General features: G+C 37.4%; 25 protein-coding genes and 1 other annotated feature. Of the genes, 16 read left to right on the forward strand and 9 right to left on the reverse strand.

All coding sequences use genetic code 11. The features are described 5' to 3' along the window. Positions 1-304 precede the first annotated feature (304 nt). The 8 genes from AC0VYJ_RS05335 to AC0VYJ_RS05370 all read left to right on the forward strand — a co-directional run bounded on the left by AC0VYJ_RS05335 (position 305) and on the right by AC0VYJ_RS05370 (position 6,148). Positions 305-1,177, forward strand: coding sequence for a phosphotransferase family protein (locus AC0VYJ_RS05335; protein WP_475366745.1), 873 nt, complete (start codon positions 305-307; stop codon positions 1,175-1,177). Between the two features lie 103 nt (positions 1,178-1,280). Next, positions 1,281-2,105, forward strand: a complete 825-nt coding sequence (locus AC0VYJ_RS05340; protein WP_475366746.1) for a DUF4037 domain-containing protein — start codon at positions 1,281-1,283, stop codon at positions 2,103-2,105. Positions 2,106-2,297: 192 nt separating this feature from the next. Further along, the gene (locus AC0VYJ_RS05345) at positions 2,298-2,735 is read left to right on the forward strand and encodes a GNAT family N-acetyltransferase (RefSeq protein WP_475365784.1); all 438 of its coding nucleotides are present in this window, start codon (positions 2,298-2,300) and stop codon (positions 2,733-2,735) included. 103 nt (positions 2,736-2,838) lie between these two features. Continuing rightward, complete coding sequence (locus AC0VYJ_RS05350) at positions 2,839-3,375, forward strand: GNAT family N-acetyltransferase (protein WP_475365783.1); 537 nt, start codon at positions 2,839-2,841, stop codon at positions 3,373-3,375. Positions 3,376-3,570: 195 nt separating this feature from the next. Then, entirely contained in the window at positions 3,571-3,987 is a 417-nt protein-coding gene (locus tag AC0VYJ_RS05355) for an HIT family protein (protein WP_475365782.1), read from the forward strand. A gap of 155 nt (positions 3,988-4,142) precedes the next feature. Then, the gene (locus AC0VYJ_RS05360) at positions 4,143-4,532 is read left to right on the forward strand and encodes an NUDIX hydrolase (RefSeq protein WP_475366747.1); all 390 of its coding nucleotides are present in this window, start codon (positions 4,143-4,145) and stop codon (positions 4,530-4,532) included. 119 nt (positions 4,533-4,651) lie between these two features. Beyond that, a complete protein-coding gene (locus AC0VYJ_RS05365) occupies positions 4,652-5,008 on the forward strand; it encodes a hypothetical protein (RefSeq protein ID WP_475366748.1) in 357 nt (118 codons plus the stop codon). A gap of 951 nt (positions 5,009-5,959) precedes the next feature. Next, the gene (locus AC0VYJ_RS05370) at positions 5,960-6,148 is read left to right on the forward strand and encodes a hypothetical protein (RefSeq protein ID WP_475366749.1); all 189 of its coding nucleotides are present in this window, start codon (positions 5,960-5,962) and stop codon (positions 6,146-6,148) included. Positions 6,149-6,320: 172 nt separating this feature from the next. Here AC0VYJ_RS05370 and AC0VYJ_RS05375 read toward each other — a convergent pair whose 3' ends face one another. Together AC0VYJ_RS05375 and AC0VYJ_RS05380 are read right to left on the reverse strand one after the other, a co-directional pair. Continuing rightward, entirely contained in the window at positions 6,321-6,920 is a 600-nt protein-coding gene (locus tag AC0VYJ_RS05375) for an ATPase (protein WP_430243582.1), read from the reverse strand. After that, complete coding sequence (locus AC0VYJ_RS05380; RefSeq protein ID WP_475366750.1) at positions 6,917-7,120, reverse strand: hypothetical protein; 204 nt, start codon at positions 7,118-7,120, stop codon at positions 6,917-6,919. Before AC0VYJ_RS05380 ends, AC0VYJ_RS05375 begins: the two co-directional genes overlap by 4 nt. A gap of 777 nt (positions 7,121-7,897) precedes the next feature. Here AC0VYJ_RS05380 and AC0VYJ_RS05385 point away from each other — a divergent pair. The 4 genes from AC0VYJ_RS05385 to AC0VYJ_RS05400 all read left to right on the forward strand — a co-directional run bounded on the left by AC0VYJ_RS05385 (position 7,898) and on the right by AC0VYJ_RS05400 (position 10,269). Next, the gene (locus AC0VYJ_RS05385) at positions 7,898-8,341 is read left to right on the forward strand and encodes a hypothetical protein (protein ID WP_475366751.1); all 444 of its coding nucleotides are present in this window, start codon (positions 7,898-7,900) and stop codon (positions 8,339-8,341) included. A 162-nt stretch (positions 8,342-8,503) separates the two neighbouring features. Continuing rightward, the gene (locus AC0VYJ_RS05390; RefSeq protein WP_475366752.1) at positions 8,504-8,848 is read left to right on the forward strand and encodes a hypothetical protein; all 345 of its coding nucleotides are present in this window, start codon (positions 8,504-8,506) and stop codon (positions 8,846-8,848) included. Between the two features lie 853 nt (positions 8,849-9,701). Then, positions 9,702-9,884, forward strand: a complete 183-nt coding sequence (locus AC0VYJ_RS05395; RefSeq protein WP_475366753.1) for a hypothetical protein — start codon at positions 9,702-9,704, stop codon at positions 9,882-9,884. Positions 9,885-10,038: 154 nt separating this feature from the next. Beyond that, positions 10,039-10,269, forward strand: coding sequence for a hypothetical protein (locus tag AC0VYJ_RS05400; RefSeq protein ID WP_475366754.1), 231 nt, complete (start codon positions 10,039-10,041; stop codon positions 10,267-10,269). A 127-nt stretch (positions 10,270-10,396) separates the two neighbouring features. On the opposite strand, the gene AC0VYJ_RS05405 is transcribed toward AC0VYJ_RS05400, so the two are convergent. From AC0VYJ_RS05405 to AC0VYJ_RS05415, 3 genes are all read right to left on the reverse strand, one after another. After that, positions 10,397-10,930: a TlpA family protein disulfide reductase gene (locus AC0VYJ_RS05405; RefSeq protein WP_475366755.1), complete on the reverse strand. Its 534-nt coding sequence runs from the start codon at positions 10,928-10,930 to the stop codon at positions 10,397-10,399. Between the two features lie 298 nt (positions 10,931-11,228). After that, positions 11,229-11,828 (reverse strand): ATPase, encoded by a 600-nt coding sequence (locus tag AC0VYJ_RS05410; RefSeq protein ID WP_475366756.1) that lies wholly within the window; start codon positions 11,826-11,828, stop codon positions 11,229-11,231. Then, positions 11,825-12,028 (reverse strand): hypothetical protein, encoded by a 204-nt coding sequence (locus AC0VYJ_RS05415; protein WP_098443859.1) that lies wholly within the window; start codon positions 12,026-12,028, stop codon positions 11,825-11,827. The genes AC0VYJ_RS05410 and AC0VYJ_RS05415 overlap by 4 nt, the downstream gene beginning before the upstream one ends. Before the next feature lie 405 nt (positions 12,029-12,433). Between AC0VYJ_RS05415 and AC0VYJ_RS05420 the strand changes: the two genes are divergently transcribed. Continuing rightward, a complete protein-coding gene (locus AC0VYJ_RS05420; protein WP_475366757.1) occupies positions 12,434-13,351 on the forward strand; it encodes a DMT family transporter in 918 nt (305 codons plus the stop codon). Between the two features lie 256 nt (positions 13,352-13,607). Then, positions 13,608-13,742 (forward strand): hypothetical protein, encoded by a 135-nt coding sequence (locus AC0VYJ_RS05425; protein ID WP_430243909.1) that lies wholly within the window; start codon positions 13,608-13,610, stop codon positions 13,740-13,742. A gap of 151 nt (positions 13,743-13,893) precedes the next feature. On the opposite strand, the gene ald is transcribed toward AC0VYJ_RS05425, so the two are convergent. Both ald and AC0VYJ_RS05435 read right to left on the reverse strand, forming a co-directional pair. Continuing rightward, positions 13,894-15,018: an alanine dehydrogenase gene (gene ald, locus AC0VYJ_RS05430; protein ID WP_430243572.1), complete on the reverse strand. Its 1,125-nt coding sequence runs from the start codon at positions 15,016-15,018 to the stop codon at positions 13,894-13,896. Between the two features lie 123 nt (positions 15,019-15,141). Further along, a complete protein-coding gene (locus tag AC0VYJ_RS05435; protein ID WP_475366758.1) occupies positions 15,142-16,374 on the reverse strand; it encodes a PucR family transcriptional regulator in 1,233 nt (410 codons plus the stop codon). A gap of 297 nt (positions 16,375-16,671) precedes the next feature. Here AC0VYJ_RS05435 and ppsA point away from each other — a divergent pair, with 297 nt between their 5' ends. Both ppsA and AC0VYJ_RS05445 read left to right on the forward strand, forming a co-directional pair. Continuing rightward, on the forward strand, positions 16,672-19,038 hold the full coding sequence (gene ppsA, locus AC0VYJ_RS05440; RefSeq protein ID WP_475366759.1) for a phosphoenolpyruvate synthase: 2,367 nt from the start codon (positions 16,672-16,674) through the stop codon (positions 19,036-19,038). A 45-nt stretch (positions 19,039-19,083) separates the two neighbouring features. Continuing rightward, positions 19,084-19,334: a binding site (T-box leader), on the forward strand. Between the two features lie 65 nt (positions 19,335-19,399). After that, positions 19,400-20,629, forward strand: a complete 1,230-nt coding sequence (locus AC0VYJ_RS05445; RefSeq protein ID WP_475366760.1) for an MFS transporter — start codon at positions 19,400-19,402, stop codon at positions 20,627-20,629. A 37-nt stretch (positions 20,630-20,666) separates the two neighbouring features. Here AC0VYJ_RS05445 and AC0VYJ_RS05450 read toward each other — a convergent pair whose 3' ends face one another. Both AC0VYJ_RS05450 and AC0VYJ_RS05455 read right to left on the reverse strand, forming a co-directional pair. Then, positions 20,667-21,179, reverse strand: coding sequence for a DUF3189 family protein (locus AC0VYJ_RS05450; protein ID WP_475366761.1), 513 nt, complete (start codon positions 21,177-21,179; stop codon positions 20,667-20,669). 129 nt (positions 21,180-21,308) lie between these two features. Beyond that, positions 21,309-22,766: an MDR family MFS transporter gene (locus tag AC0VYJ_RS05455; RefSeq protein WP_475366762.1), complete on the reverse strand. Its 1,458-nt coding sequence runs from the start codon at positions 22,764-22,766 to the stop codon at positions 21,309-21,311. Between the last annotated feature and the right edge of the window lie 371 nt (positions 22,767-23,137).

Consider the following 23,137-nt stretch of genomic DNA (forward strand, 5'->3'; position numbering starts at 1 on the left):
TTCTCAATATTTATGTTTCAACCAGGAAGTGACGAAATCATTTCAGAACTACTTAATTTTTTTGGAATAGATATATGAGTAATATCCTACTAGGTATTTTCACTAACGGTTGCTAAAGCAAAAGAAAGAACAGTAATCGAGTATTGGAAGTAAAATGGCAATCTTCCACAAACTCGGAGCTTATCATTAATAAGATAGGCTCCTTTTTGTGAAATAAACGATGGATTTATTAGAACTGTTTTGAAATAATTGGTATTGACGAGTAGAGCAGGATTATTGAAGAAGATGATGGGCGGGTATTGGTTTGAAAGCTATTTATGAAGAAACAATAAGAGAGCTTTATCCCGATTTAGAGATAAATCAAATTGAAATGAATGATATCGGTCAAAATAATGATGTGTTAATTGTTAATAATACGCTAGTTTTTAGGTTTCCAAAGTACATAGAAGGTATTAAAAAATTAGAAAAAGAAACTAAAGTTTTGGATCATATAAAGGAAGAAGTTAGTTTATCAATTCCTTATCCTCACTATAGATCTTTTGAATCTAACGAAGTAGGAAAGGTCTTCACAGGCTATAAACTAATTCAAGGTACTCCCTTCTGGTCCAGTGCTATGGAAAAAATTGATGATGAAGACCATATACAAGAGATTGCTACCCAGTTGGTTCAATTTCTAACTGAATTACACTCTCAACCTATCAATAACTTAAATATTAAGAAGCAGAGCGTTGAAAATATCCGTGAATCTATAGAAGAACTATACGATAATTTTAAAGAGAAGCTATTCCCATATATGAATGAGGAATCACAGGCAGAAGTCGCTCAAAACTTTGAAAGTTTTTTATCTAAAAATGACCTTTTGAATTTTAATACAGTTCTTATCCATGGAGATTTTGGATCATCAAATATTTTGTGGGATTCCAAATGTAAAGAGATAACCGGAGTTATTGATTTTGGAGAAACGGAAATTGGTGACGCTGCGTATGACTTTGCAGGTCTTTTAGCGAGTTACGGAAATCCTTTTATCAAAAGGTGTCTAAATTTATATCCGGAAGGCGATAAAGTTTTAGAAAGAATGAACTTTTATAAAAGCACATTTGCTTTACAAGAAGCTCTACATGGAATTGAGAATAATGATAAAGAGGCATTTGAAAATGGAATAAAAGAATATAAATAACTCGTAATAATAAGAGCGATTACAACAGGAATTTTTGAATATTAACTAGGTGTCTTTTTAAAGGAAATACGATTATTCAAACGTGAAATTGTGGAGGTCTAAGATGGATTTATTACAACAATCAATTGATATGGCAGCGGTGTATAATGAAAACCCAAAGATAGAAGCCATCATTCTTGCTGGTTCAGTATCTAAAAACCTACAAGATGAACATTCAGATATTGAGTTACATATTTTATGGTCAAGCCCTCCAACAGATCAGGAGAGACGGTATCCCATTAAGCAAATTGATGGAACTATTCTATCGTATCATCCTTATGAAGATGAAGAGTGGTCGGAGGCTTACTTAAATCAGAATGGCATTAAGTTTGAAATTAGCAGCTTTTTGTTTAAATCAGTAGAACGCTTTATTTCCGATGTGGTGGAAAATCACGAAACTGATTATGACAAGCAATGTATTTTAGCTTCCATTCATAGTGGTGTAGGCCTCTTTGGTAAAGAAAAAATCAATGAATTAAAAAATAGGGTTGCTACATATCCATTACAACTTTCTAAACATATGATTTCTGAAAATCTTTGGTTGAGTAACCGATGGAATAACCGCGAAGCACTTTTAAAACGTAAGGACTGGTTGATGCTCTACGATGTCATTTGTGGGGTGCAAAAGAATTTGTTTGGAGTTTTGTTTGGCCTAAATCATATGTATGTTCATCACCCTGTTTTTAAATGGATGGGGAATAATATTGAACTTATGCAGATTAAACCAGAAAATCTCCATAATCGAATGAACGAAATATTAATAAGGGATCCAAAAAAAGGTGTAATAGAGTTAGAGGGATTAATTGAAGAGGTTATGAGATTGGTTAGAGAATACCATCCTGAATTGGATATAAGCGAACAAGAGAAAAATATAGGGTATGTTAAATAAGCATGAAATCTACCATGTAAACATAAACAAGGCATAACCAGGAAGTATTATATATCTTGAAATTGAGTCTTCCACAATCTCGGAGCGCTTGCTGAATAAAAGGTAAGCGCTCTATGAATGTTTTGAACAGTTTTATGGAATAAAGGGTTATGTTATACTCTGTCTAAATTTTTAAAAAAGGGGAAATCTGTAATGGATTCATTAAGTGTTAAAGAACTACACTCAAAGGCTCAAATTATTGAAGCATTTCCTGTTATGAAACAATTACGAGCTCACTTAGATGAAGATACATTTCTTGACCTAGTATTAGAGGCAAAAGAAATAGAAAGGTATAAAATGTTTGCCTTATTTCATGGGAAAGAAATCGTTGCAGTAACTGGATTTAAACCTATGACCACTCTATATTACGGTAGATTTGTATGGGTTTGTGATTTAGTTACCGACACTAATATGCGGTCAAGAGGATATGGTGAAAAACTACTTACCTACGTTCATAATTGGGCAAAAGAAAATAAATATGAAAGTGTTGCATTATCTTCAGGGTTACAGCGTAAAGACGCACACAGTTTCTATGAAAATAAAATGGATTATGCCAAAGTAAGTTATGTATTCAAAACAAATTTAAAGTAAACCTTATATGTTGCAATCACCCCGAGGATAAAAACCGGAATAAAAAACAGTTATCGTTTTAATGTGACTAAAGCGATTCAAAATGAAAGAGGAGACATTTATAATGATTGAATTGAAACCTTTTGAACGTGCTGACTTTGAAAAACTTATAAATTGGATTGAAACTCCTGAGTTCCTACTACAATGGGGAGGTCCTAATTTCACTTTTCCATTGGATGAAGATCAGCTTGGTGTTTATTTGAAGGATGCTAACAATGATGATTCTGATGTATTGATTTATAGTGTCTTTGATAGAGAGACTGACACAGTAATCGGACATATCTCATTAGGTAAAATCGATAGAGGAAATAAGTCTGCGAGAGTAGGGAAAGTGTTAGTCGGCGATAAGAATGTAAGAGGAAAAGGGATCGGCAAACATATGATGACCGAAATTCTTAAAGTAGCATTTGATGAACTATATTTACATAGAGTCAGTCTTGGTGTGTTTGACTTTAATTCATCAGCAATTGCTTGTTATGAAAAGGCTGGATTTATCAAAGAAGGTTTACTAAGAGATTCGAGAAAAATTGGTGAAGAATACTGGAGTTTGTGGGAGATGAGTATTTTAGAGAGAGAATGGTCCCAACGAAAAATAGATTAGAGAATACGAAAAAACGTTAAAAAAACCATTCCTGTTATCTTGATTTCAAGTCTTCCAGTTAATCGGAGCGTTGATCGACCAAGGATAATGCTCCTTTTTGTTTAACCCATCGACCTGGCAGGAAAAACCTTGAGTAGGGTTCTGTAATTTATGTTAATATCAGAATAGTTTTAAAATAAGGAAGGGGAAATTTTATTGGCATATGAAGAAACCTGTCCTTTTTGTAACCCAGATAAGGACAAGGATCAAAACATATTATTTGAGAATGAATCTTGTTATTTCTTACAACATAACGAACAACAAGATGTATTAGAAGGATGTGGAGTCATTGTTCCTAAGAACCACCACGCTAATGCATTTGAATTAACGAAAGAAGAGTGGAACGATACATATGACCTTTTACAGGATGCTAAGAAATTCTTAGATGAAGAGTTTTCTCCAGATGGTTATACACTTGGTTGGAATGTCGGCGAAGTATCAAATCAATTTATTTTCCATAGTCACCTTCACGTGATACCAAGATATAATGACGAACCATTGTCTGGTAGAGGATTACGTTATTGGCTAAAGCAACCTGAAAATAGAAGAGAAAAACTAAAGGCACTTAAGTAGTAATCTTCCACAAACTCGGAGCTTATCTGTAATAAGATAGGCTCCTTTTAACTAGAATTAAAGATTGAGTAATACAGTTTTATTTGAAATAATTGGTATTAGAGATTTGAGCAGGATTGTTGAATAAATGTTTCTATAAAATAGGAGGGAAACATTTGCGAAATAGGGGTTCAGTAGTTTTGATTAAAGATAAAAAAGTCGGACTGATTAAGAGAGAACGAGAAGGTTCTGTTTATTATGTGTTTCCTGGCGGAGGAATAGAAGATGGAGAGACTCCTGAAGATGGAGCTAAAAGAGAAGCGTTAGAAGAATTAGGTGTTACGGTTAAAGTCGGTGAGTGCTTAGCAACAGTTGATTTTAATGGAACTCAATACTTTTTCCTTGCTGAGATAATGAATGGTGATTTTGGTACAGGGAAAGGAGAAGAGTATACAGATAAGAAAAGGCAAAGAGGAACATATTTACCGATGTGGATAGAAATAACCAAGTTATCCACTATGGACGTTAGACCAAAAGAATTAGCGATAAAAATACAATCTTTATAAAATTAAATCGGAGCAAATCAGGAATAATGGTTTGTTCCTTATTGATCTAACTGAGCACAATATTTATACAAGAAGGGGAAAAGTAAATTGAATAAATAGGTAATGGAGCGGTTTTTATTATGGACAATGAATTTTTGGTCTTTTTATTGTTTTTTATTTTTATTAATCTAATTTCTATTCTATGTTCCACTTTTTTTGTGAAACGAAGAGGATTAAATGAAAAAAAGGTATGGGTTACCTTTGCAACCATTACTGGAGTTATTGCGGGGGGAACGTTGGGCATTTGGTTATCATGGTTTAACCCTAATCTGAATTCTGACATGACTTTATCAGAAAAAATTCTTTCGACAATTATTATGATTGTATTGTTTGCCTTAATGTTTTCTGGCAGTATGTTAGGTTTTTTTCGGCAAAGGGAACTATTTAAACCGATTCGAAAAAATATATTATCCAATTTTATTAAACGTAAAAAATAGAGGGTAATTAAATAAAGTTATTCCTGAAACGGGTACTAAAGAATAGAGCAGTCAGAGATATCTCGAACTCAAGTCTTCACGTAAAGGGGGCAAATCAAGAATATTGAATAGAGTTCATTATTCCGTTAAATCGGAGCGATTATTTAATAATCTACACGATAGAGCATAAAGAAAGAGGAAATTGCATTTGAAAAATAAAAAAACCCAACGAATAATAAGAACCATAATTTTGGTGGTTTCTTTGTACTTTTTACTAATAGAAAACGAGCTTTCATTCTTTATTGGAGGAATAGTAATAGGGACTATTTTTGAAGTCGCTTTTAAAAGTACCAATAAAAGAAGACCATGACCATAATCATGATATTGAAGTTTGGATAAGGAAAAAAGGAGTAGAGAAATTGAAAGATGAAAAAGTGTTCGTAAATAAATGATCTTCCGTAATTTCGGAGCGATTCCCACATAACAATAGAAATTTCACGAAGCTTCTTTGAAGGAGAATCGCGAAAGGAATAATGAACTAGATATGCTAAATTGATGGGAGTTGTGTTATGAAAAAGACGACGTTTTTCTTTCTGATCGTTATTGGAATTGCTATCTTCGTAACAACGTATTTTGCATCAGCGATAGTTGGTAGTTACATAATAAATGATCCACACATAGAAGATCATTTATTTTTCACCGAAGTTCCTTTAGACACCAGTAACATCTCAGATGTTGATAAGATTTTGTACTCTTTTAAGATTTCAGTGTACCCATATTTAAGCGCTTTCTCTCTGATCTTTCTAGTTTTCATTACAATTCATTTTATAAGAACCAAGAATAGAGAAAATATCTTACATTAATGAAATCATTGTTTCTTCTAGAAAATCGGAGCGATAGCTACACAGTGGTTATCGCTTAGCAATCTGGTGCAAGATTTGACGAAACGTTATTCTATTAAGGGGTGAGGTTATGGGGATTTGGTATTTCTTAATATTATTTGTAGGAATATTTTTAGTTGTTAAGGGGCTACTTGGGAATAAAAGAAATGGCTTGGTATTGATAGGGGTCATAAGTATTGCGTTCTCAATATTTATGTTTCAACCAGGAAGTGATGAAATCATTTCAGAACTACTTAATTTTTTTGGAATAGATATATGAGTAATCTCATACTAGGTATTTTCACTAACGGTTGCTAAAGCAAAAGAAAGAACAGTAATCGAGTATTGGAAGTAAAATGACAATCTTCCACAAACTCGGAGCGATTGTTTAGTTTGTGTTCATTCCTTAGTTACATTAAAAAGCTTCTTCTATGAACCAATAGAAGAAGCTTTCACCTTAGAGTATTAAATTTCTGTTTTATAGGGTCTGCCCAGTCAGGTATCTCATCAGTTTCGAAGGTTAATTGGTTATTAGATATTTCTAAAATCAATTCTCCATCTGATTTGCTGTTATCGATAACGACGAGGTTGTTAATGAGTGACAAGTGTTGAAGCAGGTTTTCTTTGGAAGTGATATCTCTTTTCAGGATGTCCTTTGTTGGGATATGATGGCCACCATTCCTCACTCGTAATGCGACTCGCTCAATGTTTTGCGTGACGTGGCTTAATCCAACATAAAACATTGTAATTTCAAATCCTTTTTCCTTGGCTTTGGTCATTTGGTGAATCGCATTTTTTCCAGCGAGCGTCGTTTCAATTGAAAAACTCTTTTCTTCTTCAATGCACTCGTAAATCAGTCTTACGGCTGCTTTACCTGCTGCTAATTGTTTCGTCTCAGGTGATTGTGGATCCAATCTACGCGCAATGGAATCAGGATCAATATTAATGTCTATGCCTAACTTATCAATTAGAAGGTTACGTAGCGTGCTTTTTCCACTCCCATTGTTACCAGCAAAAACATACATCATGGGAGGGAGCTTTGGCTTTGTCATTCAATATCACCATTTGGTTTTTGGTCAAACTTTACAACGGTTCCATCAGGATACTCTTTCACAAGGCCATTTTCTGTATCATAAACGATATAGGTGTTATTTACCTTGGCATCAATTTTTGCACGATCACCAGTCATTTTTGCCCATTTACCTACCCAAGCAAACTTTCTTCCTTGTGATTCACTTTCACGTTCTAACACATAAACCACCACCTTTATTTTGTAATTTAATTATATCAGATGAAATGAATATTTTCATAAGGCTCCACAATAGCTGACTACTGAGGTGCCAGAAATGGAACGACAATCACTTGAGGAAGAAATGTCTTTGAAATAACAGTTATTAAACAATCTCGGAGCGAGATTCTTTAACAAAGAATTGGCTCTCTTTTTTTGTTTAGAGTATTTATATAGAAGGATCAGTTATCAAATAATAGACAGGTTGAAACAAAGTAGGACCTTCTTTCGTAAATGTATTGGAAACGAAATGAAAATATTGAAGTCTGTGTATCAAATCTTAGTGTGAAAAATAGAGGTGGTGAAAGTGTTAAGTTATTTTAAGTTCTTCTTATTCATGATTGTTGGCCTATCAATATGGAATGTGTTGTTCTTATCACATAAGCAGACAGTTGTAAGTATAATTGGCATCTCTTTTTTTGCAACATTTTTTAAATGGTTATATGAGTGGGCTTTTGAAAAATCTTAAAATCAAGATCTTTTTAATCATCATATAGTGGAGCTTATGAAAATGGTTCGAGGTTTCAAAGAAGACTTATTTTAAGTACCGAAGATATCTTGAAGTCTAGTCTTCCATTTAATCGGAGCTTATCTGTAATAAGATAGGCTCCTTTTTAATTTGAAGTAAAAGATTGAGTTATCCGCACTAATTTGAAATAATTGGTATTAAGGGATTAGTCGTATTATAGAAAAATTAATTTTAAGTAAATTGGAAATCTATTCAGAAGGGGGGATGAAATCTTGAGGATAAGATTTTTTATGCTTGTATTGTTGATAGCTATTAGTTTAGCAGGTTGTATTCAGTGGGAAGAAGAAGGTGAAAACAGTCCAGAAAAGGCAATAGATGAGTACGATAAATTTAAAGATGTGAAGATTTATGGTTCTCATCAAGTAGCCGATGATTTAACTTTGGTGGTACTAGAAGGGACATATACACAAAAGGGAATTTGGGTTGCGGAAGTTCATTTCATAGAAAAAGATAATAGGTGGAAAGTGAACAACATTACACACCTAATGGAACCAAATGAAAATTGGAGCCCTTTTGAAATAATGTTAGAGAGCGATGAAGGATATCGTGTAGGCTTTTTAAAGAGTGATTCAAAAAACAAGGAGATTGAAAAAGTTGATAAAGTAATCAACATAGAAGGTTACGATAATTGGAAGGTTTGGATACAAAAAAATTGATCGGTTGAAAGTAGAGATTGATTATAAACTGTTTGGTGACTGATATTCACTGTTCAGCAATCTCGGAGCGTTTGGGGAGTAAGCGCGGCATAAATGAGGGCAGGATTCTGGAGCAAGTAGTTTTGAAATTTCATAAACGGCTTTTAGAAAGGGGCTGACATAATGAAGAGTTTCATTCCTTTACTTCTCATCATTACTATCATACTAGCCTCTTGTAGCAAGGAGCCGTTAATAACAAAACAGTATACTGAAGCTAAAGTGATTAACATTGACTCGGGTGAGACGTTGTATGAAACGAGCGATCAGAACCGAGTTGGAGAAATAGTTGATCAGATAAACACTTCTAAGAGAACTGACACCTGGGATGCCATCGGTTCAAGTTATATGCTTGTTTTAAAAGATGGTGAAGATACTTTAGAAGTTACGTACTATAATGGAAAAACACAGAATGGTGAGGTCACAGTAAAGGATTACTACGTATATACGAAGTTCAGGTTAATTGATTGATTCTAGCTATTGAACAATCTCGGAGCTTATCTGTAATAAGATAGGGTCTTTTTAGTGAAAAAGATGGATTTATTAGCTCTGATTTGAAATAATTGGTATTAAGCATTTTGATTAAAATTAGATGTTAATCGAACTACTTTATGCTCTAGGAGGATTATTATTTGAATACCAAAAAACTTGATTTGATCATCTTATTAACCCTGACCGTTGCAGTTCCGTTATGTATAATTCTACCTTACCTGGGAATAGTTCCGGACCTTTTACTATTCATCATCTTGCCAGTAGGAATTATCTTTTGCCTCATAGGGGTAATGGCTTCTGTTCTAAGGATACAAACCAGTGGTTGGAAACAATCATAACAAATATTAATGTTCCATAATCTCGGAGCTTTTTCTGAAACATCTATGAAAACATTTATTTTGATCTAGAACGATATTCCAGCTTCGGGGAGATTAGCCTATTAGTAAGAGTTGTATATGTCAATTGAGGTGATGTTGTGAGTAATAAAAGCAATAAAGAAAATAATACATCGTTGAAAATTGTTTCATATTGGTTTTCTATACCCAGGATATGGCGTAGAAGTCTATTTTGGGTCATTATGTTCTTTTTAGCAATATTGGGATGGATAAAAATAATAAATAAATATTTCTAAGCAGGCTTTATTTATTCAATTAAATCGGAGCTTATCTTTAATAAGATAGGCTCCTTATTGTGAAATGAAATATGGATTTATTAGAAGTGTTTTGAAATAATTGGTATTGCAGATGTTTGGCGCTTGCTAAATAGAATTTTGAATCTCCATTAAATTTATTAACTTTGTGAAAGGGAAAATACTTATTTAGGAGGAGTGAAAATGACGAATAGAATAGTTGTTGCACTAATAGGTAGCTTTCTTATTTTTGTGGTTGGTTTGTTTAGATTATTTACTGAAACGCTATCCTCAACACCGTTGTTTATTGCCTATGTATTTATTATTACAGGGGCAATTGGTGTTGTTGCTAATGGGTTAAGGTTAGGAAAAACACATAATACCTAATTATCACAGGATTATAGTATCTTGAAGTTTTCCGGAATCTCGGAGCGTTTCCGTAATAAAAAGGAAGCGCTCTATGTAGTTTTGTATAAGAATTATTGAAGATAATACTGAAGAGCCATTAAGGACATAGAGTGTAAAAAGGGGTTGGTCTATGATGAAAACTTGGTTTTCTTTATTAGGCGGTTTAATAATCGCATTTACGCTTTCGTATTTTTTTCTGGGCTACAATGGCTGGACAATTCACCAAACCGGAAAGAACGGTGAAATTACTAAAACAATTAATGAATTAGATTTTAATTTAATTACTAATGCGTTCTTAATAATGATGGCTGCTTCCATATTGATTTATGGAGTTTGGACATTAATTGAAAAGAAAAGAGCTTAATTATAAAAAACAGGAGGATGAGGAAAGAATAGGTTATCTAGAGTTTGTAAAATCAATCTAAATTCATAGATGTCACTAATTCCAACTTTTCAAATGCCACCTAATTGAATATTGAACATTATCAGATTTATGTTTCATTTATTAATTTTTTTATTTTCATTTCAAGCTCTTCTTTTGAGGCTTCACCTAGAATTTTATCAACTATAACTCCATTTTGATCAATAAAGTAGGTAGTCGGTAACGCTATGACTCCATATTCTTTGGATACACTACCTTCAGTATCTAATAATACAGGGAAATTAATGTTGAATTTCTCCATAAATCCTTTGGCATCTTTGATTTTTAGTTCTCCATCAGTGGTGTTAATGCCGTAAAACTCAATATTTTCTCCATATTGTTCGTATAAATCAACGAGAAGTGGTGCTCCATTATTGCACGGTCCACACCAGGATGCCCAAAAATTAATTATCAACGGTTTTTCTTGAAGAACTTCTAATGAGTAGTTTTCACCATTAAAATTACTTAAGTTGAAATCCGCTGCCTGTAAGTTAGAATTTGATACTTCCAATGCTTTCTTCTCTTCAAAATCTGAGGCAGAAAGATGATTTACAATAACTATTATGAATATTAATAGTGCACCTGAAAGTAGAGTTTTTTTCATCCTATACTCCTTAAACTTGATTGTTGTAGATCTGAAATTGAAATCTTTTGAATGAATTATTTCATAGCTCTAAGATAAACGATATATTATTTTTTGTTTCACTAAACATATTGTACCCTTTTTGATTTATCTATATAGAATGTTTTCTGGGTTTTAATTATCTTGATATCGAGTCTTCAACAATCTCGGAGCAACTCAAGAAGATCCATTGATCTATTAAATCGGAGCGATTGTTTAGTTTGTGTTCATTCCTTAGTTACATTAAAAAGCTTCTTCTATGAACCAATAGAAGAAGCTTTCACCTTAGAGTATTAAATTTCTGTTTTATAGGGTCTGCCCAGTCAGGTATCTCATCAGTTTCGAAGGTTAATTGGTTATTAGATATTTCTAAAATCAATTCTCCATCTGATTTGCTGTTATCGATAACGACGAGGTTGTTAATGAGTGACAAGTGTTGAAGTAGGTTTTCTTTGGAAGTGATATCTCTTTTCAGGATGTCCTTTGTTGGGATATGATGGCCACCATTCCTCACTCGTAATGCGACTCGCTCAATGTTTTGCGTGACGTGGCTTAATCCAACATAAAACATTGTAATTTCAAATCCTTTTTCCTTGGCTTTGGTCATTTGGTGAATCGCATTTTTTCCAGCGAGCGTCGTTTCAATTGAAAAACTCTTTTCTTCTTCAATGCACTCGTAAATCAGTCTTACGGCTGCTTTACCTGCTGCTAATTGTTTCGTCTCAGGTGATTGTGGATCCAATCTACGCGCAATGGAATCAGGATCAAGATTAATGTCTATGCCTAACTTATCAATTAGAAGGTTACGTAGCGTGCTTTTTCCACTCCCATTGTTACCAGCAAAAACATACATCATGGGAGGGAGCTTTGGCTTTGTCATTCAATATCACCATCTGGTTTTTGGTCAAACTTTACAACGGTTCCATCAGGATACTCTTTCACAAGGCCATTTTCTGTATCATAAACGATATAGGTGTTATTTACCTTGGCATCAATTTTTGCACGATCACCAGTCATTTTTGCCCATTTACCCACCCAAGCAAACTTTCTTCCTTGTGATTCACTTTCACGTTCTAACACATAAACCACCACCTTTATTTTGTAATTTAATTATATCAGATGAAATGAATATTTTCATAAGGCTCCACAATAGCTGACTACTGAGGTGCCAGAAATGGAACGACAATCACTTGAGGAAGAAATGTCTTTGAAATAACAGTTATTAAACAATCTCTGAGCTTATCTGTAATAGATAGGCTCCTTTTAACTGTAAATAAAGATTGAGTTATGGGGAATTTTTTTGAAATGATTAGTATGAAAATTTGTACGGCATTCTAGAAAACTTGGATTTGAGATAATTTGCGTAGATTTGTTTAATTGTTTGATGTCTGGACCTTAATTTATACTTACTTAAATCCAGATATAGTTTTGAAGGGGAATTAGTCCTGTGTTAGTATAAATGGATTATAGATAGGAGGGATGTTGATGGAAAGTAAATCGGCATGGCTACTGATTGCAATCGGAGCTTCACTATGGGGAGTAATAGGGATTTTCGTAACGTACCTTTATGAGATAGGATTTACGCCGCTTGAAGTCGTAGCAATGCGAGTGTTAACGGCTTCCATCTTCATGGTCCCTTATGTTTTTATAAAGAATCGTCATCTGTTCAAAATAAAGGTGGGGGACTCCGGGTATTTCATAGGTACCGGTATTATTAGTATTGTTCTTTTTAATTGGTGTTTGTTCAGTTCTATGAAAGAGTCTTCTATTTCGATTGCATTCATCTTACTTTATACAGCACCGGCGTTTGTTACGATTCTATCTCGAATTCTCTTCAAAGAATCACTGACCGCTCGCAAGGTCACTGCCCTAATGATTACGTTGATAGGGTGTTCCCTTGTAATTGGAATCTTTTCTAGCTCCACCGCATCCATTTCGCTATATGGATTAATCGTTGGACTAGGATCAGGATTTTTCTATGCCCTTTACAGCATATTCGGAAAAGCAGCACTTTCGAAATATGACTCACTAACCGTTACGGTGTACACGTTTCTTTTCGCTTCATTCGCAATTGTCCCTTTCAGTGGATTAGGTTCGAGAGTTTCTACTTTGACCGATCTAAAAGTGGTAGGACTCGTAATCGGACTTGGCTTTCTTTCTACGATGCTCCCATTCATTTTCTACACGAAAGGTCTTCAATATGTGGAATCAAGCCGTGCCTCGATTATAGCAACGATTGAGCCAGTCGTCGCGTCTGTCATCGGGTTCTTCATTTTCAACGAAACCTTATCGACGTGGCAATATATCGGAATGATCATGGTGATCAGCTCTGTGATCATCGTGCAGGAATCAAAGAACCAAAAAATAAATCGCCCACAGCAATATAACCGTATCGAAGCGTGATTCATTTGACGGTGCCTGTCACGACTCGTTACCAAATGCAGTAAAGCCTATTTGGTGCGTTAGTTGAAAATCTTGAGGATATCTCGAGATCAAGTCTTCAGTAATTTCGGAGCAAGTTTTTAAGAACTAGAAGTACATTTTTTGTGAAATAAGTGTTCAAAATAAAGATTACTGCTGTAAAATAAGGTGTATTATATTGTTGAATAGATTCTCTTGTAAGAGAAGAAAAGTGGTGAGCAAAGTGGGAAGATATCAATTGGATCACAAAAGTAAGGTAGCTGTGACAAAGTTTCATGAGAAACAGCCGTCTGCTAAATTTGATAAAAAGAGTCATCTTGAAAAAATACGTGCGGAGTATTTAAAAAAGAAGCAAAAACAGACAGATAAATAATGTTGTGGAAAACAGAGGGAGATTAAATTCGTCCTATGTTTTTCTTATGACAAGTTATATTTCGATATTTTTTGCAAAGTTGGAGCTTTAATTGAATGAAAAAAAGGGGAACTCCATTCTCATTGGAGTTCCCCTTTTACAATTTAACGGTTTAAGCATGCGTGCCAAGCAAAGCATCGTTTGCTGAAACATAGTCATAACCAAGGTCACGTGCAACGGCTTCGTAAGTAATCGCTCCGTTTGCTACGTTCAATCCTTTTTCAAGTGCCGGGTTGCTTTGGATCGCAGCCGTTACGCCTTTATTTGCGATTTGGATCGCGTAAGGAATCGTTACGTTTGTTAGTGCGATCGTTGATGTTCTTGGAACTGCACCAGGCATGTTCGCTACGGCATAATGAACAACGCCGTGCTTTTCGTAAGTTGGGTTATCGTGCGTAGTAATGTGATCAACTGTTTCAATGATTCCGCCCTGGTCAATCGCAACATCGACAAGAACAGATCCAGGTGTCATGCTTTTCACCATTTCTTCGGTTACAAGCTTCGGAGCTTTTGCTCCTGGAATGAGTACGGCTCCAACAACAAGGTCCGCTTCTTTAACAGCTTGTGCGATGTTGAGTGGATTAGACATAAGCGTATTAATCGCATTTCCGAAAATATCATCAAGCTGACGAAGGCGCTCAGCGCTTAAGTCAAGAATCGTCACATCTGCGCCAAGACCCATCGCGATTTTCGCTGCGTTTGTACCTACAACGCCACCGCCGATAATGGTTACCTTGCCACGCTTCACTCCTGGAACGCCGCCAAGCAAAATGCCTTTTCCGCCTTTAGGCTTTTCAAGAATTTGTGCACCGATTTGAGAAGCCATGCGTCCTGCCACTTCACTCATTGGTGTTAGAAGTGGTAATGTTCCACGATCGACAACTGTTTCGTACGCGATCGCTGTTACGCCGCTATCTTTAAGAGCTTTCGTTAGTTCAGGCTCAGCTGCTAAATGTAGATAAGTGAAGAGAATGAGTCCTTCACGGAAATAAGTATATTCAGAAGGAAGTGGTTCTTTTACTTTCATCACCATTTCTTGATTCCAAACAACGGCTACATCTGTCGCAATTGTGGCGCCAGCTTCTCGATAGTCGATATCCTCGAAACCGCTTCCAATTCCTGCTTCAGTTTCAACTGTTACGTGATGACCAGCCTTTGTTAGTGCGATGACGCCTGCTGGAGTAATCGCTACACGATTTTCATTATTTTTAATTTCCTTTGGAATACCAATATACATCATTTCATCCCCTTAGCCTTAATTAATGATCAATTACCTACGATTATAGACGCCCTATTTGGATTTCACATTGTGTAAATAAAAGAAAATAAAAGGGGGTGTTTGTGTAATTACACAAACACCCTATAATTTCATTTGTTCTATTTTTAAATCGAGATAGATTGTGACTTTTTGGTTAGCGTCTTTTAAATCAAGATTTGCTACATCAGTGATGCGTTTTAACCGATAGTTTAACGTATTCGTATGAACATGGAGAACCTGAGCCGCGGCCTTCACGTTGCTATCGTGCTGCAAATATACTTCTAGCGTTTCAAGTAGCTGTGTGTGATTAATGGCATCGTACTGCTTGAGCTTCTCAATATAATTGTTTTGATAATGCTTGCGCTCTTTATAGAGAAGATCAATAAATTGATAGATCCCAAGATTTTGATAGCTATAAATTGACATCACTTCACGCTTGAATCGTTCTTTAATGGATAACACATGAAGTGCTTCACGGTAGCTATCTTTAATCGAAAGAGGACTTTGGTAAAGCGTACCAGCTCCGCCTTTTAGTGTATCAACACCAAGGCGATTACTAATTTTCTCAACAAACACCTGTACAAATTCTGATAGCTGCTCGGCCGTGTTTTTTTGATCAGTTGGTCGAACGAGCAGAATGAGCTGATTCTGATCCAACGTACTATAGATTAATTCGATTTGGTGAGAAGCCTGAATGTAATAGTTCATATGGCGTTCGAGCGATTGTTGAATTTCATCATTAAACTCAAAGACTACGATCGCCATTTCACCCTTTATCTTAATTTGGTAGGTGGAGGCTTGATCTAGTATATTTGCTTCTTTCGTATAATGTCCCGTAAGCAGTTTCCAGAAAAACTCGCGATGACCTTCTTCTGAATGTCGCTTCTTTATTTCAAGTTTAAGAATTTGATTTTTAACGACTTTAGCCGCTTTTTTTAGAAGCGCTAATTCTTCTTGCTTTACTTCCCAATTAAGTTGAGCCCAAATAAAGCCGAGAAGCTCTTCGTTTTTTCGAACCGATATCGCCACTCTTTGTCCTAGCCCTACTTCTGGGATCGCCGGGATAATAACCGGATCATCACTCTCAAATAGCTGAGGGATAATGCCTTTTTTCCATAGGCTTTTGATCACATCTTCTGGAACTTTTCGTTTCATGATAGTAGCAATACGAGCAGGGTCCACATTTTCATCGTGTGAACTATACGCTAGAATGCGATGATCTGAATCTTCAATCGTGACGGGGCAGCCAAGGTTTTCTCGAATGCAGTCAGCTAAATCTTCTAACGAACGGAATGGCCCCTGAAAAGGGTTATGACGTTCTTGATCGGTATGCATTTTCTACCACTCCTTTCTTATGACTCGTAAACGATGTCCTTACATTCATTACTTCTGATTAAGAGTATACAAGAAAATGAACACCTTTGTGGGATTTCACAAAGAGAAGTTAAGAAATTGTTAGGATTCACAAAGGAAAGTGGGCACGTATCATGGCCGAGGTGAGAAAAAATGACGAAAATAATAACCTATCAACCTATAAGTTCATCATTATTAAACTTTTAAAATAAATAGTATGACATAATTAAATTAATGTGTTATTCTAATAATCGAATCTAGTAGGGAGGCGTTGGATAAATGGTGGAGCAAAGTGCGATTCGATGGTTTCATGAAATAAGAAAGGAAGATATTGCTCTTGTCGGTGGTAAGGGAGCAAATCTTGGAGAGCTTACGCAGAGTGGTGTACACGTACCGCCTGGTTTTTGTGTAACAGCTGAAGCGTATGCCACGTTTATCTCTGAACGAGAACTTGATCAGTCGATTCTTCAAAAAATGAAGACGCTTGATTATGAAAATAATGATCAGCTTAATGAGGTGAGTGCTGAGATCAGGGAATGGATCCTACAGACAGATATGCTTGAATCTCTTGAAGTAGAGATCCGAAATGCTTATGCAGCGTTTAGTGAGGATCTTAACGTAACGGACCCGTTCGTTGCCGTTCGAAGCTCGGCAACGGCTGAAGATCTTCCGGAAGCCTCTTTTGCAGGTCAGCAAGATACATATCTTGAGATTTCTGGGATTACAGCACTTCTTTATCACATCAAGAAATGCTGGGCGTCGCTCTGGACATCACGAGCTATTTACTATCGCGAAAAACAGCAGTTCAACCATTTCGATGTCTCTCTTTGTGCGGTCGTACAACTAATGGTGAATAGTGAAAAATCAGGTGTTATTTTTACAGCGAATCCAATTACGGGTGAACGAGAGCAGATGATGATTAATGCGAGCTGGGGACTTGGCGAAGCGGTTGTCTCAGGGATGGTTTCACCAGATGAGTACATCGTCGATAAGAGAACGTTTAAATTAATCGAAAAGCACGTAGCCGAAAAGAAAGTGCTTGTCGTAAAGAAAGCCAACGCAATCGGAACGGATACGGTTGCCGTGAAAGAATATTTAAGTGAGAAGCACGTCAATCAACAATGCTTAACGCAAGCTGAAATCGCTCAGCTTTCACGTGACGCTGTTCGAATTGAAGAACTTTATCAAACGCCTCAGGATATTGAGTGGGGCCTTGATTGCCAAACAAATGAACTTTACATTCTGCAAGCTCGTCCAATAACAACACTAAAAGAGGAGGAAACAAAAGTGGTTGAAAAGGTTGAAACGCCAAAGAAGATGCTCGTTCGAGGATTAGCTGCCTCACCTGGTTCTGCAAGCGGAAAGGTTCGTAAAATCAAAGATATTAGTGAAGTTTCTCTTGTAGAAGAAGGCGACATTCTAGTGACCATTATGACGAATCCAGATATGATTCCTGCTATGAAAAAAGCGGCAGCGCTCGTTACAGATGAAGGCGGACGGACGTGTCACGCCGCTATTGTTTCACGTGAATTCGGAATCCCGTGTATTGTTGGATCTTCGATTGCAACAGATGTGTTAATGGATGGAATGGAAGTAACGGTTGATGCGACGCGTGGAGTTGTATATGAAGGAATTCTAAATGACGCTGATCCAGCGAGTAAGAAAGAATCGGCTACTGAAGCGACGAACACCAACGAAGGGTTTAACGAAGCACTTCTTCATCAGCTTGCACCGATTACAGGAACAAAGATTTATATGAATCTCGGTGAGCCTGATCTAATCAATAAATACAAACACTTGCCGTTTGACGGCATTGGGTTAATGCGAACGGAATTTATTTTTTCAAATATCGGTATTCACCCGATGCATTTGCTTAAAACCGGACAAGAAGAGATGTTTATTGAAAAAATGAGCGAAGGAATCACGAAGGTGGCGCAGGATATTTACCCGAAGCCGATGGTTGTCCGTCTAAGCGACTTCCGCTCGAATGAATTTCGTGGCCTCATCGGGGGAGATGAAGTGGAACCAGTTGAAGCAAACCCGATGATCGGCTGGCGAGGTGTTTCACGCTATATTTCTCCTCAGTATGAAGAAGGATTCCGTTTGGAGTGTCGAGCGATTAAAAAAGTTCGTGATGAGTACGGCCTAATCAACGTTTGGACAATGCTTCCATTTGTTCGGACAACGTGGGAAGTGGAGAAAGTGAAGAAGATTATGGCAGAAGAAGGACTAGTTCAAAATCAGGAATTCAAGATTTGGATTATGGCGGAAGTGCCGTCTGTCATTTTTGAAGCGGAGGAATTCGCGCAGCTTGTGGATGGCTTCAGCATCGGAAGCAATGATTTAACACAGCTTATTCTTGGATCGGACCGTGACTCTGGCATTCTGAACAGCATGGGTTATTTCGATGAGCGAAATCCTTCCGTAAAACGAGCGATTAAACAGCTGATCCACGGAGCTCATAAGTATGGTAAAACCGTTTCTATTTGTGGACAGGGGCCGTCGACTTACCCTGAATTCACAGAGTTCCTCATTCAAGAAGGAATTGATAGCGTGAGCATTAATCCAGATACGGTGGCAGCGACTAGAAGGTCAGTTGCGTCTGTTGAGCAGCGTATGATTTTAAATAAAATAAGAGGCTTGTAAATAAGCATTTACAAGGTGTAGCCGTACTGGTATTATATAACAAAATCAAGTGCGATGATGAGAAGAGTAGATGATGCGACCTTACACAGAGAGCTCCGGTAGCTGAAAAGGAGTGAAGGTAACATGATTGAACCAAACCTCTGAGCTGTACATCGGAACCGAACGTGGGGATGGTGTAACGGGAGCTCCCGTTAACGAGCTATGGTATAAGCAGCTTCTGCCGTACCTGATAAGAGTGATGTGGCGACACATGACTGAACCGGGGTGGCACCGCGATAAGCAATCTCGCCCCCGGGACTATACGTCCTGGGGGTGAGATTTTTTTATTGGTTAAAACTTATCGCGATCGGAGCTGATGTAAATGAAGAAAGGGAAACGAAACAAAAAGAGTCAAATCATCTTCCTTGCCAGTACGGGTATGGCGAATATTGGGGAATGGGTCTATCACATTGCTATTAATTTAATGATCTTTAATCAAACTGGATCAGCTCTTGCGGTAACAGGTCTTTATTTACTAAAACCGCTCGCAACGCTTCTCACAAACGGATGGTCAGGTAGCATCGTTGACCGGGTAAATAAACGAAAGTTCATGACCTCGTTGCTCTTGTTTCAAGCGATGATTCTTTCGCTACTACCTTTAGTTACTTCGCTGTGGTGGGTTTACTGTCTCGTTCTAGTTGTGAATATGGGGCATGCCCTGTACCATCCGGCATCAATTATTTACATGACAAAGCTTGTTCCTATTCATGAAAGAAAACAATTCAATTCATTTCGAAGTTTAATGGATTCAGGCGCTTTTGTCATAGGGCCTGCGATTGCTGGATTTCTTTTTATCATTAGTACACCTGTGACAGCAATTTATGTTAATGCGATTGCTTTGATGCTCGCTGGATTTCTGATTCTTTTATTACCAAACCTTGAGTCATTCAAAGCAAAAGAAACCACAACTTTTACATTCAAGCAATTAAGAGAAGACTGGCGAATTGTTTATGAGTTTAGTAAAAAGTTTCGTTCCGTCGTTATCATTTACTTTCTGTTTAGTGCCGTTATCGTGATGACCGCGGGTGTGGATTCTCTTGAAGCAGCGTTTTCGAAAGGCGTGCTGAATTTATCGAACACCGAGTATGGGTTTCTCGTTAGTATTGCTGGAGGTGGCATACTGGTAGGTGCCGTTATGAATACGTTCCTTGTAAAAAGGCTTTCTACATCGATGTTGATGGGAGCAGGATCTCTTTTATTAGCTTTAGGTTATGTGGTATTTGCGACTTCTTCTGGTATGACAATGGCGGCAGTTGGCTGCTTTATTCTCTCGTTCTCACTCGCATTTGCAAATACAGGCTTTCTTACGTTTTATCAAGAGCATATTCCTGTTGAGGTGATGGGACGAATTGTGAGTTTGTTTGGGGTTGCGGAGGCCATTGTCATTATCATTGTGACGGTCGCATGTGGAGCTATGGCAGAGTTTGTTTCCATTCGCTTTAGTGTTATTGCGGGTGTTCTGGTGATGGTAGTAATTGCGATCGTTGTTTTTGTGCATTTACTCATTCCGATGAAAGCCTGGAAAACACCTAGACTGAAAAGTGCGCGTTGAACCAAACGATGGTTCAATGCGCTACAAGGGAAACTTTCTAAATCTTAAAATGCTGGTTCTCGAGTAGGAGCACTTTTTCCGTCATTTGGTGAGCTTGTTTTTTCGTATGCTCAACGAGATCATAAATGAGCGGACTGCACTTTTTAGCCCCATTGATGAGAAGCGGTACTCCGAGAGTATCGATGCCAAGCCCTCGAGAAAGACCTCCTCCTATTGACATAACAAACGGGACGGTTGGTGACGTGTTTGAGAGGATAATCTGATCATCTACTTGAAAATGGTCAAATAGCATTAAAGTCATATCATATAAAGCGGGCACGATCAGTTTCGACGATTTTTTACCAATTGTGTAGACTTTATGGCCATCTGAATCCCGACCGTGGAAAAGGAGTCGTCCGGCGTCCTTTTTCGTTAATTTGTTAAAAAAGGGCACGGCAAGAACTTCTTCACTTGTTAAAGGAAGAGAAGAGGGCTTTAAAAGATGTAAATGAAAGGCTGCAGCTATTGATGTGGTGTGTGTCCCACCGTAGTCATGATAAATGTAAATCATATGCTCATCCCTGTAATTGAATTTACTAACAAGTATTACCTGATTAGCGGGAAACAATCCTGTGATCAACCTTTCAATTATAAAAACCGCTCAGTCAAATGACTGAACGGTTGAATGAAAAATGTTCGTTTAAGCATTAACAGACTTAGGCTGATTCCGGTTGTTTGCAACTGGAGCCTCATTCGATTGCTCGTATTCTTGTTGAGGCGCTGTCTTTTTCACAAAAAACGAAAGCACAAGCGCCACAATCGTGAGAGCAAGAATGACGAGAAATGCGATATTTACGCCATAAATATCTGGTCTTGAGATAGATGGCTGCTGCTGAGCTGTTTGAGCGGTCGTTGTCATGACCGTCACTAAAATCGCCGTTCCGACTGAAGCCGCAATCTGTCGCATTGTATTATTCATGGCAGCCCCGTGTGGAATAAGGTGTTTCGGCATTTGATTCAATCCAGCCGTTGTGACCGGCATCATGACCATCGATAAACCAAACATACGAATCGCATACATTACTGTTAAGAACGTAATGGTTGTCGATGTATCGAGAAATGAGAAGCCGAGCGTTGCGCCAGTTACAATTGTTAAACCAACAATTGCAAGGAGACGCGCACCGATTTTATCAAAAATCCGTCCTGTAATCGGGGACATAAATGCTGTAATAACGGCCCCAGGAAGTAGGACAAGTCCGGACTCAAATGCGGTAAAGTCTCTCATGTTTTGCATATATAGTGGGATCAACGTTTCTGAACCAATTAATCCAAGAAACATCATCATCCCGATGATCGTCGTAATGGTGAAAATCTTATCTTTAAACACTCGAAACTCGAGCATCGGCTGTGAAAGACGTAGCTGTCTTAATATGAAAATCGTCAGCGTGACGACACCAACGATAAGAACGACGATCGTTCTCATGCTGCCCCAGCCTATGTTCCCTGCACTCGTGAACGCATAAAGCAATCCGCCGAAACCGATCGATGAAAGAATAATGGAGATCGGATCGACTTTTGGAAACGTGAGCTCTGTCACATTTTTCATAACGAAATAGGCAACTGCAATAATCATTATCGCGAGTGGCAGCATTGACCAAAAGAGTAAGCGCCATGAATAGGCAGCTGTAATCCAACCGGACAACGCGGGACCGATGGCGGGTGCAAATGAAATCACGAGCCCGATGTAACCCATCGCAGCGCCGCGTTTGTTCACTGGAAAAATCATCAGAAAGACGGTTTGCATAAGGGGCATCATAACCCCAGCACCGGCGGATTGAATAACACGCCCAATTAACAACACGCCAAAGTTCGGCGCGAATCCGCCAATCACCGTTCCCACTGAGAAAATACTCATCGCGGAAATAAAAAGCTGTCTCGTTGTAAATCGTTCAAGAAGAAAAGCACTGATCGGTATCATGATTCCATTCACAAGCATAAAGACTGTCGTCAGCCATTGTGCTGTATTCGCGGTAATGTTCATTTCCTCCATGATCGGTGGAATCGCCGTAATCATAAGAGTTTGGTTTAAAATTGTAATAAACGCTCCAGCTAGCAGAAGCGTCGCAATTAACACTTTATTATAAGGTTTGGTGCTCACGATAGGACTCCTCTCGCAATTTTTTATCATTTTCATTAGTAGTAGTTAAGTAGTTTTCCCCTCAATCAATTATCAAATTATACTCTCATCATCGTCTCGTTACAAACGTCTTGATTGTAAAAATTTCATTAAGGTGGAGAGGTATTTGTTCCATATAATGGTATAATTAGGTGTAATGATTCTAGTTAGCCGATAAACTTGGATTTTGGCCAATATATTTCAATTTTGGCCAATAAAACCGCAATATGGCCAATAAATCTTGAATTTAGCCAATAAAACTCCCGTGGGCAAGCTCTCGCATGTTTTTTGGAGGTTCCTCCCTCTCCGATCTAGAAGTCTACAGGAGTGGCTTATGCTTATGGAAGAGAGTT

Source organism: Anaerobacillus sp. 63XJN7_5_ISO-PGPR-S23-430, from assembly GCF_056173695.1.

Bases quoted from the DNA above. Each gene is read 5' to 3' on its own strand.
- AC0VYJ_RS05340 (WP_475366746.1), top strand. From the start codon at position 1,281: ATGGATTTATTACAACAATCAATTGATATGGCAGCGGTGTATAATGAA.
- AC0VYJ_RS05345 (WP_475365784.1), top strand. From the start codon at position 2,298: ATGGATTCATTAAGTGTTAAAGAACTACACTCAAAGGCTCAAATTATT.
- AC0VYJ_RS05350 (WP_475365783.1), top strand. From the start codon at position 2,839: ATGATTGAATTGAAACCTTTTGAACGTGCTGACTTTGAAAAACTTATA.
- AC0VYJ_RS05365 (WP_475366748.1), top strand. From the start codon at position 4,652: ATGGACAATGAATTTTTGGTCTTTTTATTGTTTTTTATTTTTATTAAT.
- AC0VYJ_RS05370 (WP_475366749.1), top strand. From the start codon at position 5,960: ATGGGGATTTGGTATTTCTTAATATTATTTGTAGGAATATTTTTAGTT.
- AC0VYJ_RS05375 (WP_430243582.1), bottom strand. From the start codon at position 6,920: ATGACAAAGCCAAAGCTCCCTCCCATGATGTATGTTTTTGCTGGTAAC.
- AC0VYJ_RS05390 (WP_475366752.1), top strand. From the start codon at position 8,504: ATGAAGAGTTTCATTCCTTTACTTCTCATCATTACTATCATACTAGCC.
- AC0VYJ_RS05395 (WP_475366753.1), top strand. From the start codon at position 9,702: ATGACGAATAGAATAGTTGTTGCACTAATAGGTAGCTTTCTTATTTTT.
- AC0VYJ_RS05400 (WP_475366754.1), top strand. From the start codon at position 10,039: ATGAAAACTTGGTTTTCTTTATTAGGCGGTTTAATAATCGCATTTACG.
- AC0VYJ_RS05405 (WP_475366755.1), bottom strand. From the start codon at position 10,930: ATGAAAAAAACTCTACTTTCAGGTGCACTATTAATATTCATAATAGTT.
- AC0VYJ_RS05410 (WP_475366756.1), bottom strand. From the start codon at position 11,828: ATGACAAAGCCAAAGCTCCCTCCCATGATGTATGTTTTTGCTGGTAAC.
- AC0VYJ_RS05420 (WP_475366757.1), top strand. From the start codon at position 12,434: ATGGAAAGTAAATCGGCATGGCTACTGATTGCAATCGGAGCTTCACTA.
- ald (WP_430243572.1), bottom strand. From the start codon at position 15,018: ATGTATATTGGTATTCCAAAGGAAATTAAAAATAATGAAAATCGTGTA.
- AC0VYJ_RS05435 (WP_475366758.1), bottom strand. From the start codon at position 16,374: ATGCATACCGATCAAGAACGTCATAACCCTTTTCAGGGGCCATTCCGT.
- ppsA (WP_475366759.1), top strand. From the start codon at position 16,672: ATGGTGGAGCAAAGTGCGATTCGATGGTTTCATGAAATAAGAAAGGAA.
- AC0VYJ_RS05445 (WP_475366760.1), top strand. From the start codon at position 19,400: ATGAAGAAAGGGAAACGAAACAAAAAGAGTCAAATCATCTTCCTTGCC.
- AC0VYJ_RS05450 (WP_475366761.1), bottom strand. From the start codon at position 21,179: ATGATTTACATTTATCATGACTACGGTGGGACACACACCACATCAATA.